Source organism: Neptunitalea lumnitzerae (genome assembly GCF_027924185.1).
Taxonomy (GTDB): Bacteria; Bacteroidota; Bacteroidia; order Flavobacteriales; family Flavobacteriaceae; genus Neptunitalea; species Neptunitalea lumnitzerae.
Genome location: NZ_BRVO01000002.1, coordinates 832329 through 845993, shown reverse-complemented (window position 1 = coordinate 845993; position 13665 = coordinate 832329). Strand labels below are relative to the sequence as shown.

General features: G+C 34.4%; 10 protein-coding genes. 5 read left to right on the top strand and 5 right to left on the bottom strand.

Annotated features, from left to right (window positions below; all coding sequences use genetic code 11):
* Window positions 1-13: 13 nt before the first annotated feature.
* Genes Y10_RS10925 through Y10_RS10905 form a run of 5 tightly spaced genes read right to left on the bottom strand, consistent with a single transcriptional unit; the run spans window position 14 to window position 4772 of the window.
* Window positions 14-1147 (bottom strand): aspartate aminotransferase family protein, encoded by a 1134-nt coding sequence (locus Y10_RS10925; protein WP_281765424.1) that lies wholly within the window; start codon window positions 1145-1147, stop codon window positions 14-16.
* A gap of 2 nt (window positions 1148-1149) precedes the next feature.
* Complete coding sequence (gene proC / locus Y10_RS10920; RefSeq protein WP_281765423.1) at window positions 1150-1944, bottom strand: pyrroline-5-carboxylate reductase; 795 nt, start codon at window positions 1942-1944, stop codon at window positions 1150-1152.
* A 25-nt stretch (window positions 1945-1969) separates the two neighbouring features.
* Window positions 1970-2947: an N-acetyl-gamma-glutamyl-phosphate reductase gene (argC, locus tag Y10_RS10915; RefSeq protein WP_281765422.1), complete on the bottom strand. Its 978-nt coding sequence runs from the start codon at window positions 2945-2947 to the stop codon at window positions 1970-1972.
* Window positions 2944-4131, bottom strand: a complete 1188-nt coding sequence (locus Y10_RS10910) for an argininosuccinate synthase (protein ID WP_281765421.1) — start codon at window positions 4129-4131, stop codon at window positions 2944-2946. Before Y10_RS10910 ends, argC begins: the two co-directional genes overlap by 4 nt.
* Window positions 4128-4772 carry a GNAT family N-acetyltransferase gene (locus Y10_RS10905; RefSeq protein WP_281765420.1) on the bottom strand — a complete coding sequence of 215 codons (645 nt, stop codon included), beginning with the start codon at window positions 4770-4772 and terminating at the stop codon, window positions 4128-4130. Before Y10_RS10905 ends, Y10_RS10910 begins: the two co-directional genes overlap by 4 nt.
* Window positions 4773-5164: 392 nt before the next feature.
* Here Y10_RS10905 and Y10_RS10900 point away from each other — a divergent pair, with 392 nt between their 5' ends.
* The 5 genes from Y10_RS10900 (at window position 5165) to Y10_RS10880 (ending at window position 13654) form a co-directional block, all read left to right on the top strand.
* Entirely contained in the window at window positions 5165-6469 is a 1305-nt protein-coding gene (locus Y10_RS10900) for an anthranilate synthase component I family protein (protein WP_281765419.1), read from the top strand.
* Between the two features lie 66 nt (window positions 6470-6535).
* Window positions 6536-7843, top strand: a complete 1308-nt coding sequence (gene tilS / locus Y10_RS10895; protein ID WP_281765418.1) for a tRNA lysidine(34) synthetase TilS — start codon at window positions 6536-6538, stop codon at window positions 7841-7843.
* Window positions 7843-9798 (top strand): protein-disulfide reductase DsbD family protein, encoded by a 1956-nt coding sequence (locus Y10_RS10890; RefSeq protein WP_281765417.1) that lies wholly within the window; start codon window positions 7843-7845, stop codon window positions 9796-9798. Before tilS ends, Y10_RS10890 begins: the two co-directional genes overlap by 1 nt.
* Before the next feature lie 189 nt (window positions 9799-9987).
* The gene (locus Y10_RS10885; protein ID WP_281765416.1) at window positions 9988-11832 is read left to right on the top strand and encodes a CocE/NonD family hydrolase; all 1845 of its coding nucleotides are present in this window, start codon (window positions 9988-9990) and stop codon (window positions 11830-11832) included.
* 166 nt (window positions 11833-11998) lie between these two features.
* Window positions 11999-13654, top strand: coding sequence for a sodium/sugar symporter (locus tag Y10_RS10880; RefSeq protein ID WP_281765415.1), 1656 nt, complete (start codon window positions 11999-12001; stop codon window positions 13652-13654).
* Window positions 13655-13665: the final 11 nt, after the last annotated feature.

The following is a 13665-nucleotide window of genomic DNA, read 5'->3' as shown; positions in this document are numbered from 1 at the left end:
TGTCAATTTCATGTTATACCGGCTGTAAAACCGATTTCAATGCAGTTAAGAAAGTGTCAATGTGTTCTTTTTGAACCGTTAGCGGAGGTAGTATTCGCAATAACTTTTTGTTGTTGGCGCTTCCAGTGAAAATGTGATAGTCATAGATAAGCTTTTTTCGAAGCTCAACCACTTCAAAATCAAATTCTAAACCAAGCATTAATCCACGCCCTTTAATCGTTTTAACATCAGGGATTTCGGCTGCTTTTTCTTTAAAATAGGTAGCAACCTCTTTTACATGCTCCATTAGGTTTTCATCCTTCATAACATTTAACACAGCGATACCTGCAGCACATGCCAAGTGATTACCACCAAAAGTAGTACCCAGCATACCATGCCAAGCCTCTATAGAAGGATGTGTTAAAATACCTCCAATAGGGAAACCATTACCCATGCCTTTTGCCATAGAGATTATATCTGGCGTTACATTATAAGCCTGAAAGGCAAAGAAATTTCCTGTTCTACCATAGCCAGACTGTACCTCATCAGCAATTAAAAAGGTGTTGTTAGTTTTACAAAGAGCATCTAATGTTTCATAAAATTCGGCAGTGGTTTCATCTAAACCACCCACTCCTTGAATAAACTCTAGGATTACCGCACATACATCTCCTTTTTCAAGTTCTGCTTTAACACCGTCAATATCACCAAGTTCTAAAAAAGTCACTTTTTGTTGCGCATTGATAGGAGCTACAATTTTAGGGTTATCAGTAGCGGCAACGGCTGCTGAGGTTCTTCCGTGAAAGGAATTACCAAAAGAAATCACTCTTGATTTACCAGTAACAAAGGAAGCAACTTTTAGTGCATTTTCGTTGGCTTCCGCTCCTGAGTTACACAAGAATAGGTTATAAGCGTCACACCCCGATAATACACCAAGTTTTTCGGCTAATTCGGTTTGCAATGGATTCTGAATGGCATTAGAGTAAAACCCTAGTTTGGCAACTTGTTCTTGAATACTAGTAACATAGGTAGGGTGTGCATGTCCAATAGAAATTACTGCGTGTCCGCCGTATAGGTCTAAATATTCAACACCTTTATCGTCATAAACATATACATCTTTACCTAGTACAGGGGTGATATCATATAATGGATATACATTAAATAGTTTCATACTTACGATTTAGAAATTTGATTGATTTTATCAAAAGAAGCTTTTAACCCTTTAATCAATGAGGAACTCAATCCCTGATGTTCCATTTCGTTAAGGCCTTCAATAGTACAACCACCAGGAGTGGTCACACGGTCTATTTCTTGTTCAGGATGGTTACCACTTTCTACCAATAAACTTGCTGCGCCTAAACAGGTGTGCATAGACATTTCTAATGCTTCGGTAGATTCAAATCCTAATTGAATAGCTCCTTGCGTAGTAGCACGTATTAAACGCATCCAAAAGGCAATACCACTAGCACAAATAACGGTGGCCGCCTGCATCTGTTCTTCCGGAATTTCAATGGAATTTCCTAAACGATTAAATATAGCCAACGCAACATTAACTCGTTTTTTTCCTTTTTCATTAGAGCAAATACACGTCATAGACTTTCCTACAGAAATGGCTGTATTTGGCATTGCTCTTATGATAAACTGATCGTTACCTATAATGGCTTCAATACGTGGTATTTTAAATCCTGTTACAGTTGAAATAACTACATGCTTTTCAGTAAGCATATCTTTTATTTCATTTAAAACCAACTCAGTGTGTCTTGGCTGTATAGCCAAAATAATAATATCCGATTTTTCTACTGCGGTTCTATTATCTGTAGTTACAAAAACATTACCGTATTCACTATAACTTTCAATAGATGCTATGGTACGTTTTGTAAGGTATAGCGTAGTAATTGCATTATTTACAATTAATCCTTTTGCTATGGAAAGTCCTAGGTTTCCGGTTCCTAATATGGCTATTTTCATAGTTTGTTATTTAAGGCTTAAAAAATTAAAAATAAGAGGCTTTAATATGCAGTCCAGTAGTTTCTTCTAAACCAAACATTAAATTCATATTATGAATAGCCTGCCCACTAGCACCCTTTAATAAGTTATCTATACAGCTAGTTATTAATAGTTTATTTTCATGCTTGTGTAAATGCACTAAACATTTGTTAGTATTTACTACTTGTTTCAGGTTTAACTCAGTGTCTGATACGGTAGTAAAGGGTGCATTTTTAAAGTAATTTTTGTAAATAGCTTTAGCGTCTTCCAAACTACCATCAAAGTTGGTATAAGCCGTCACAAAAATACCTCTGGTAAAATCGCCTCGATAGGGCATAAAGTTAATAGCTGTGTCTAGTGTACCCTGAAGCGATGTTAAGGTTTCTGATATTTCTCCTAGATGCTGATGCGTAAATGGTTTATAGTAAGAGAAATTATTATTTCTCCAAGTAAAATGACTGGTAGCAGAAAGTGATTGTCCGGCTCCTGTACTACCCGTTACAGCATGGATGTGAACTTCATGTGTTAGTTTTTTTTCTTTAGCCAAGGGTAATAGTGCTAATTGAATTGCGGTAGCAAAGCATCCTGGGTTTGCAATATTACTAGCCTCTTTAATAGCAGCTTTTTGAAACTCTGGTAAGCCATATACAAAATCTCTACCCATAAAAAGAGCATCTTTCTCTAAACGGAAATCATTGCTTAAGTCAATTACCTTTGTATGAGGAGCAAACGTATGTTCCTCTAGAAACTTTTTAGAATTTCCATGGCCCAAACATAGAAAAACAACATTCACATTTGGGTTTACTTCATTTGTAAAAGTAAGGTCTGTTTCACCTATAAGATCATCGTGCACACTACTAATTAAGTTACCTGCATTAGAAGTACTATAGGCAAAGTTAATAACAGCCTTAGGGTGTTGTAGTAATAATCTAATCAATTCTCCTGCGGTATATCCCGCACTACCTGCAATACCTACTTGAATCATGATTCTCCGTTTACGTGATAATAGATTTTGTTCTGATTTGCTGTTAGCTTAATGAATCCTTTGGCATCATCTGCTGTCCAACCTTTATTCATTTCTCCATAACTACCAAATGAGGCATTCATTAAATCGTGCATAGAGCTAATACCATCTAGCTGAAATCTGTATGGTAATAAGGTTACAAATACATCGCCGCTTACATTTTTCTGAGCATCTGATAAAAAGGCCTCCATGTTTCTCATTACCTCATCTAAATATTGTCCTTCGTGTAATAACATACCGTACCAATTAGCTAAGTACTCTTTATGATGCTGTTGCCATTTGGTAAGTACATGTTTTTCTAATAAATGGTGTGCTTTAATAATTACTAAAGGTGCTGCAGCTTCAAAACCAACACGTCCTTTAATACCTATAATTGTATCTCCCACATGAATATCTCTACCTATTGCATATTTAGAGGCAATTTCATTGAGAAGCTGAATATTAATTTCAGGTGTATTTTCTTTTCCATCAATTGCGGTTAATTCTCCTTTGGTAAATGTTAGGGTAACCTGTTTAGGCGTTGTTTCTTCTAGCTGACTTGGGTATGCTTCTTCTGGTAAAGAACCATGAGATGTTAAGGTTTCACTACCTCCAACGCTGGTACCCCATAGGCCTTTGTTAATGGAATATTTAGCTTTTTCCCAACTGTATTCAATTCCATTTTCTTGTAAATAGGCTATTTCAGATTCTCTAGACAATTTTAAATCTCTAATAGGAGTAATAATTTCAATTTCAGGAGCTAAAATCTGAAAGATCATATCAAATCTAACTTGGTCATTACCAGCTCCAGTACTACCATGTGCTATATAACCTGCACCTATTTTTTTAGCGTGGTTTATAATTTCAATGGCTTGCACTATACGTTCTGCACTTACCGATAGCGGATAGGTGTTGTTTTTTAAAATATTACCATAAATTAAATACTTTACTACTTTATTATAAAAGATACTAAGCGCATTGATGCTGGTGTAAGAAGCTACCCCTAGTGCATACGCTTTTTCTTCCATTATTTTTATTTCGTTTTCAGTAAAACCACCAGTGTTTACACTTACAGCATGTACTTCAAAACCTTGATCTTTACTTAAATATTTTGCACAATAAGAGGTGTCTAAACCGCCACTGTAGGCTAAAACTAATTTTTTCATTTTTTATCTTCTTTTTCTTTTGGTAAGAATAAATGTTGTTTGATATTTTTTAAGCGTTGCAACACTTTTTTATCGTAATCATGTTGATGATTTTTTGGCTTTACTTTTTCATCCTTTTTAGCATCAGGATCATATAGCATACCTGTACATAAGCACATTTTTTGTTCTGTACGTTGCAGAATATCGTAGTTCTTACAAGTTTGGCAACCTTTCCAAAACGTAGGATCATCTGTTAATTCAGAAAATGTTACAGGTTTATACCCTAGCTCATAGTTAATTTTCATAACTGCTAAGCCTGTGGTAATACCAAAAATTTTTGCATCTGGAAATTTCTTTCTGGAGAGGTTAAAAATCTCTTGTTTTATACTTTTAGCGAGTCCTAGATTTCTATAATCAGGATGAACTATTAAACCAGAGTTAGCCACAAATTTTTCGTGACTCCAAACCTCAATGTAGCAGAAGCCAGCAAAAGAGTCGCCCTCTAATGCTATAACAGCGTTACCATTCTCCATTTTTGTAATAATATACTCAGGAGTTCTTTTGGCAATACCTGTGCCACGCACTTTGGCAGACTCTGCCATAGTATCGCAAATTATAGTAGCATACTTACTATGAGATTTATTGGCTACAACAATCTTCATTTCAACAATTTAAGAATTAAAAACAATAAAAAAGGTAATTTTTTCAAGAAAAGAACCGGACTCACCTAGGTTCCATAAAAATAACTGCACCCTTACGGGCGGCGGCGGATGGGACTAAACAAAATAGAGCGTTTCTCAGTGAATAACTGAGAGGTAACAAACTCCGATAAAAATGAGGATAAAAACATTATTGATAAAATGAAAAATAAAACACTAGTTACTTGCCTGTAATGATATTACATACAGCGGCGGCGCTCAGGAGAGCGAGTGGGGTAATTGCGTCTAATGTTCAAAATTATATTTTTCATATAGCAATGATACAAATATATTTTGAAATTTAAATCATGAATTTTTTAATAGTTTGTTAAATTTGTCACACTTTTTTAAACCCTATGAAGCGAACAAACCAAACGTACACCATTACTGTTACCTCTACACTAAAAAATAAATTAGTACAATGGGCATCTCAGTATGATGAGGTTACTTGGTTAGACTCTAATAACTACGGACAAGAGCACAGTGTTTTTGATGCTATATTAGCCGTAGATGCTTTAACTAGTATTCAAAAACCAGATACCGATAATGGGTTTGAGGCTTTAAAGGAATATCAGCTAACTACTAAAGACTGGATTTTTGGTTATTTGAGCTATGATTTAAAAAATGATACTGAGTCATTGCAATCTAACAACAGTGATGGTTTAGATTTTGCAGCCTTAAGTTTTTTTCAGCCTAAGAAAATTATTTTTGTAAAAGGAAATCAGTTAGAGTTCTCTTACTTAGGAATGGTAGATGATGAAATAGAGGATGATTTTAAGAACATTGTAAGTACCGATTTGTTTGAGGATGTTTACACGCCAAGTTTTACAATTAATGATAAAATTTCTAAAAATGAATATTTAGATAAGGTAGCTAAAATGCAATCTTATATTCATAGAGGCGATATTTATGAGGCCAATATGTGTATGGAATTTTATGGAGAGCAGGCAACTATAGACCCTGTACTTATGTATCATCGGTTGAATGCTATTTCTATTCCGCCTTTTGCTACTTTTTTAAAACACCATAAGCTTTATTTACTTTCGGCTTCTCCAGAACGTTACATACAGCGTATAGGAGATCAAGTGATTTCTCAGCCCATCAAAGGAACAGCCAAGCGAGCAGTAGATGAAAATGACGATAAGGATTTAGCAACTATGTTGAGTGTAGATGAAAAAGAACGTGCAGAGAACATTATGATTGTTGATTTGGTGCGTAACGATTTATCTCATTATGCCAAAAAGGGTAGTGTAAAGGTTACCGAATTATGTAAGGTGTATACCTTTAAACAGGTGCATCAATTAATATCTACGGTGGCAGCTACAGTAGAGGATCATATACACTCAGTAGATCTAATTAAAAGTACTTTCCCTATGGGCAGCATGACAGGAGCTCCTAAAATATCTGCTATGAAGATTATTGAAGAATTAGAAGAAACCAAACGAGGTTTGTATAGCGGAGCCGTAGGTTATTTTGATCCGAATGGTAATTTTGATTTTAATGTAGTGATTAGGAGTATTCTATATAATGAAGAAAAACAATATGTTTCTTTTTCAGTTGGGAGTGCTATTACTTCTTTATCTGACCCAGAAAAAGAGTATGAGGAATGTCTTTTAAAAGCCAATGCAATGAAAAATGTTTTGTTAGAAATTAATGATTAACAAACTGCCTTTGTTGGATTAAGCGAAACTTAAGCAAAAGTATTTACGAAGTTAGTATATTTGGGCATGCTCAAAGAATTCACATATCACCTAAATATTTCTTTTCCGCAATTACTTCAGAAAAAAGTATTATTGGCCGTTAGTGGAGGGGTAGATAGCATGGTAATGTTACATCTTTTTCAGGAATTAAAAGCAGATTTAGCAGTAGCGCATTGTAATTTTAGCTTGCGTGGTACTGAGAGTGATGGTGATGAGCAGCTAGTGGTTGATACGACTAAAAAATATAAGGTACCTATATACTGCAAGCGTTTTGAAACTAAGAAATACGCAGCAGACAAAGGTTTAAATACCCAGTTAGCAGCAAGGGAGTTACGCTATGCATGGTTTAATGAACTTTGTGTTACTCATGGTTTTGAGCATATTTTGGTAGCACACCATGCCAATGATAAAATTGAAACTTTTTTAATTAATCTTTCTAGAGGTACTGGTATAGATGGTTTGGCCGGAATTCCGGTTGAGAATGATAAAGTAGTACGCCCTATGTTACCATTTTCTCGTGAAACCATTGAAGCATATGCTAAAAGCCAAGGTATTGATTGGAGAGAGGATAGTAGTAACGCATCAGATGCATATCTGAGAAATAAAATTAGACACCATATAACGCCCTTATTAGAAGAGTTACATCCAAATTTTTTAGAGAATTTCTTAAAAACACAGGAGTACTTAATGGGATCTAAAGCTATAGTGGACCGTCATATAGCCGAATTGAAATCGGTACTTTTCATTAAAGAAAATGGAGTGATAAAAATTCCTGTGGTTCAATTATCAGCGCTTAATCCGCTTGCTACTTATTTATTTGAATTATTTAAGCCATACGGATTTACCTCGTGGAAAGATGTAGAACATCTGTTAAGTGCTCAAGGAGGCAAGGTAGTGTACTCTAAAACTCATGAGCTAAGTAAACACAGAGATACACTTATTTTAAGAGCTATAGAAAATGTAGTTTCTGATACTTATATATTTAATACCATTCCTGAAGAAATAGACCAGCCTGTTAAATTATCTTTCAAAATTGTAGAAGAAATTCAAGAAATAGGAGATTCTGTTATATATGTTGATGGAGAAAAGTTAAATTTGCCGCTGATTGTAAGGAAACGAAAAATAGGAGACTATTTCCATCCGTTCGGAATGTTTGGTAAAAAGAAAGTGAGTAAGTTTTATAAAGATGAAAAATACTCTATAAAAGCCAAAGAGGAACAATGGATTTTATGCACTGAACAAGATATTGTTTGGATCATAGGCAAAAGAGCAGACCGACGTTTTTCGGTTTCGGAGCAAACAAAAACAATTTTAAAAATACAAGTGATTACATAATGAAGAATTTATTTGCTGTAGTACTATTACTAACCGGATTTTTAGGATTTTCACAATTCGGTAACCAACAACCCATGCAAGTAGAGCCTGTTAAATGGTTTTATAGCGTAGAAAAAATTTCTGAAACTGAATTTGACCTTATTTTTAAAGCAAATATAGAACCAGAATGGCACGTGTATTCTCAATTTACCAGTGAAGGAGGTTCATTACCTTTGGAATTTAAGTTTGAGAATGCTGGAGCTGATTACGAATTGGTTGGTACTGCAGCAGAAGGAGATACCTATACAGAATACAACGAAATTTTTGAAGTAGATGAAACCTTTTTTAAAGATGAGCTGTATGTAAAACAGCGCATTCATTTATTAAAGGGAGATTTAAAAGCTGTTTATGGTAAATTAACTTATCAAGTATGTAAAGAGGTGTGTATTAATGGCGATCAGGAATTTGCATTTTCTTTAACCGGACAAAAGGCGGAAGTAAAGAAAAAGGTAATGACAGAGCGCGATGCTGAACTTTCTTCTGCATTGGTGTTATCTTTAAAAAATACACATTATTTAGAAAATACTGAAGAACAAAAAGGTTACTGGGAAGTTTTTGTACTAGGCTTTTTAGGTGGTTTTATAGCGTTATTAACGCCTTGTGTATTTCCAATTATTCCTTTAACGGTTTCTTTCTTTACTAAAAGAAATGAAAACTCTACTAAAGGAAAAGCAAATGCTTTGTTATACGGATTTTTTATAGTTTTAATTTACTTGTTGTTAAGTTTACCTTTCCATTTATTAACTACTATAAACCCAGACATTTTAGGTAATATATCTACCAATGCATTTTTAAATGCCTTTTTCTTTATTATCTTTTTATTCTTTGCTTTTTCATTTTTTGGATACTACGAGATTACATTACCAAACTCTTGGACCAATAAAATGGATAATGCATCTAATATAGGTGGGGTTATTGGTATTTTCTTTATGGCGGTAACCTTAGCTATTGTTTCTTTTTCTTGTACGGGTCCTATATTAGGGTCGTTACTAGCTGGTTCACTTACTGCAGATGGTGGTGCAATGCTATTAACAGTAGGTATGGGCGCTTTTGGATTGGCTTTAGCGTTACCATTTGCTTTCTTTGCTTTATTCCCTAACTTATTAAAGTCGTTACCTAAATCAGGTGGATGGATGACTACTACCAAAGTATTCTTAGGGTTTTTAGAGTTAGCATTTGCGCTTAAGTTTTTATCAAATGCAGATTTGGTAATGCACTGGGGTATTTTGAAAAAAGAAGTATTTATAGGATTATGGATTGTATTGTTTGTGTTATTAACATTATACTTATTTGGTGTTTATAGATTTCCGCATGATGGACCAAAAGGGAAGTTGTCTAAAGGTAGATTAGGACTTGGTATTCTTTCTGGGGTATTTTCTGTATACCTTATTTTGGGTATAGCAGGGGTAAATAATTTACGCTTATTAAGTGGATTCCCACCACCATCTTTCTACTCGTTATTCCCAGGAAAACATGAGAGTGATTTAACCATTTTTACCGATATGGAAGAGGGAATGGCCTATGCCAAAGAAAATGATAAATTGGTAATGTTAGATTTTACGGGTTGGGCATGTGTAAACTGTAGAAAAGTAGAAGAACAAATTTGGACAGACGAGCGTGTAAATGAAATACTAGAGAAAGATGTAGTTATTATTTCATTATATACCGATGATAGAAAAGCTTTAGAAGAAGCTGAGCAATTTAAATACCAATATGACAACGGTAGCGTAAAGGACATTGAAACCATTGGTGATAAATGGGCAACGATGAGGTATATTAATTTTAAAACAACATCACAGCCTTATTATGTATTAATGACTACAGATTATGAAATGCTGAATGTACCAATGCAGTATGAACCTGTAGAAGCTTACTTGTCTTGGTTAGAAACAGGTGTAGCAAACGCTAAAAAGTAAATTACAGATTAGATAATTAAGAACTTCTAAGTTATTACTTGAAGTAATTTTAAACGATATAAAAAGCCATTCTTACAGTTAAGAATGGCTTTTTTAATTTTTTATGCAGCTATAAATGTTAATTTTAGGAGAATATAAGGTGGTTCTATTAAGAAGAAATATATTTAAAGTTGCAAACAAATATGTATCATGAAATTAAAATTATTAGTTCTTACCTTTTTAAGTGTATTTGTGCTTAACGCTCAAGGTTATGACGTAAAAGCCCACTACACAAAAAAAGAAGTATCTATTGAAATGCGAGATGGTATTCACTTGCATACGACTATCTATAGTCCTAAAGATACTTCTAAAAAATACCCTATTGTAATGCAGCGTACCCCTTATAGCTGCCAACCTTATGGTCCTGATAAATACCGAGCTACCATTGGTCCTGATAAAACTATGATGGAAGAAGGGTACATTATCGTTTATCAAGACGTTAGAGGACGTTGGAATAGTGAGGGTGTATATGATAATATGCGCGCTTACATACCCAACAAAAAAGGGAAGCAAGTAGATGAAGCATCCGATACGTACGACACTATTGATTGGTTGGTAAAAAATGTACCTAACAACAACGGAAATGTTGGTACTTGGGGAATTTCTTATCCTGGCTTTTATGCTTCGTATTCGTTATTATCAGAGCACCCAGCGTTAAAAGCAGTGTCTCCACAAGCATGTATTGGAGATTTCTTCTTTGATGATTTTCATCATAATGGAGCATTTTTATTAAGCTACTGGAGAATTACAGGGTTATTTGGTTATGAGAAAGATACACCAATGACAAAAGATTGGTATAAGATTACAGATGTACCTACACAAGATCAATATCAGTTTTTCTTAGATCATATGCCGTTATCTAAATTAGATACCTTTTACTCTAAAGAAAATGTATTCTACGAGCAAATTAAGGATCATCCTAATTATGATGAGTTTTGGAAACCAAGAGGATTGGTACAACACTTAAATGATATTAAAAAGAAACCTGCGGTAATGTTTGTAGGTGGCTGGTTTGATGCTGAAGATTTATACGGACCATTAAATTCGTATGCGCAAGTAGAAGAAAATAAAAAGCTTTACAATACTATTGTTATGGGGCCGTGGAGCCATGGAGACTGGGCGCGTAACAAAGAAAGACAAGCGATAGGAAATGTGTATTTTGGTTCTGATATATCTAAATTTTTCCAAGAAAACATTCAAAGTAAATTCTTTCACCATTTCTTAAAAGAAGACGGAAAAGGGGAGTCTGGGTTACCAGAAGCTTATATGTATAATACAGGAAGCAATGAATGGAATAAGTTTGATTCTTGGCCACCTGAAAATACTATTAAAGAAACTTATGGTTTAGGAGCTCATCAGGCATTATCTAAAATGATGACCAGAGAATTTTCTTTTGCAGAATTTGTGAGTGATCCTAAAAAGCCAGTACCATATTCTGAAGATATTAAATTTGTATTTACACCTAGAAAATACATGACGGATGATCAGCGTTTTGCTGCTAGAAGACCAGATGTATTGGTATTTGAAACCCCAGTTTTAGAAGACGATATTACCTTAGCAGGAGATATTTTAGCTAAATTAAAAGTATCTACTACCGGAACTGATGCTGATTGGATTGTAAAGGTAATTGATGTATTTCCTTCAGATGCAGAAGATTTTGAAGAAACTCAAGAATATTTAAAAATGGATAACTATCACATGATGGTACGTAGTGAGGTAATGCGCGGTAGATTTAGAAATAGTTTTGAAAACCCAGAGCCGTTTGTTCCTAACCAAGTAACCAATGTAGATGTGAAACTTCAAGATGTTTTCCATACCTTCAAAAAAGGACATAAAATTCAAGTACAAATTCAGAGTTCATGGTTTCCTTTAATAGATATGAATCCGCAGACGTATGTTGAGAATATTTATAAGGCAGAAGCTAAGGATTTTCAAAAGCAAACACACCGTGTATACAATATGTCTACTATTGAGTTTACGGTGCTTAAAAAATAAGGCACAAACTAAGGCTGATGACTAATTAATAAATGTGTTTTTTACATTTATTAATTATTACAGGTGTTATTTTATAATACTTCAATTTCATGCGGCTTATTTTGTCAAAATAATTATTTTTACAAATCAAATTAAATTATCTAACTATACTAACTAATGTAAGATTATGAGTTCAACTTTTGAATTTTGGGATTATATTGTATTCATTGGATATGCAGTATTAATTCTAGGAGTAGGTTTGTTCGTATCTAGAGGTAAAAAAGGGCAGGATCGTAATGCCGAAGATTACTTCTTAGCAAGCAAATCATTACCGTGGTGGGCAATTGGTGCTTCCCTTATAGCAGCAAATATTTCAGCTGAACAATTTATAGGAATGTCAGGATCTGGTTACGCAACCGGATTGGCTATTGCATCGTATGAGTGGATGGCTGCTTTAACTTTAATTATTGTAGGTAAGTATTTTTTACCGGTATTCATAAACAAAGGATTATATACCATTCCTGAATTTATTGAGAAAAGATATTCAACCAACCTGAAAACTATTTTAGCAGTTTTCTGGATTGCACTTTATGTGTTTGTAAACTTAGCTTCTGTATTATACTTAGGGGCTTTAGCAATACAAACTATTATGGGAGTTCCGTTGATGTATGGGGTTATTGGTTTAGCTTTATTTGCGGCTGCTTATTCTTTATATGGTGGACTTTCAGCGGTTGCTTGGACCGATGTTATTCAAGTAGTTTTCTTGGTACTAGGAGGTGTTATTACTACATACCTTGCTTTAAATACCGTATCTGATGGAGGCGGTATTGTTAAAGGTTTTGAAATTATTACAGAAAAAGCACCTAAGCATTTTGCTATGATTCTTGATAAGACTTATGATGATTATGATAAATTACCAGGTATATGGGTATTAGTAGGAGGTATGTGGGTTGCTAACTTGTACTATTGGGGCTTTAACCAGTACATTATTCAAAGAACGTTGGCAGCTAAATCCTTAAAAGAATCACAAAGAGGTATTTTAATGGCTGCCGGCTTAAAGTTAATAATTCCTTTTGTGGTAGTAATTCCAGGTATAGCAGCTTATGTTTTACTAAATAAAGATCCGGAATTTTTAAGTAAAATAACGGATTTAGGAATACAAAGTGAACTTGGTAAGCCAGATGAAGCTTACCCGTGGTTACTACAGTTTTTACCAGTAGGACTTAAAGGGGTGGCGTTTGCTGCATTAGCTGCCGCAGTGGTATCATCATTAGCATCTATGCTTAACTCTACATCTACCATCTTTACAATGGATATTTATAAACAATACATTAACCCTAAGGCAAGCGATAGAACTACTGTAAATGTAGGTAGAATTTCTGCTGCTGTAGCGTTGGTAATTGGTTGTGCTATGGCTCCGTTATTAGGAGGGATTGATCAGGCATTCCAGTTTATTCAAGAATATACAGGTCTTGTGAGTCCTGGTATTTTGGCTATTTTCTTGTTAGGTTTATTCTGGAAGAAAACGACCAACAAAGGAGCTATTGTAGGTGCTTTAGTGTCACTTCCTATTGCATTTTACTTTAAAATTGGTCAGCATGGTTGGTTAGAAGGACCTTTGTTTGTAAATATTCCGTTTATGAACCAAATGGGACTTACACTTATTATCACTTCTATTATTATTGCTGCAGTAAGTTTATCTGAAGGTAAAGGAGAAGATAGTCCTAAAGGAATTGATTTAGGTGGCGGACTGTTTAAAACAGGAAGTGTATTTAATATTGGAGCTTTTGCTGTGATGATTATTTTAGCATTCTTATACGCGATGTTCTGGAGCGCTAAATAAGCTTACATTTA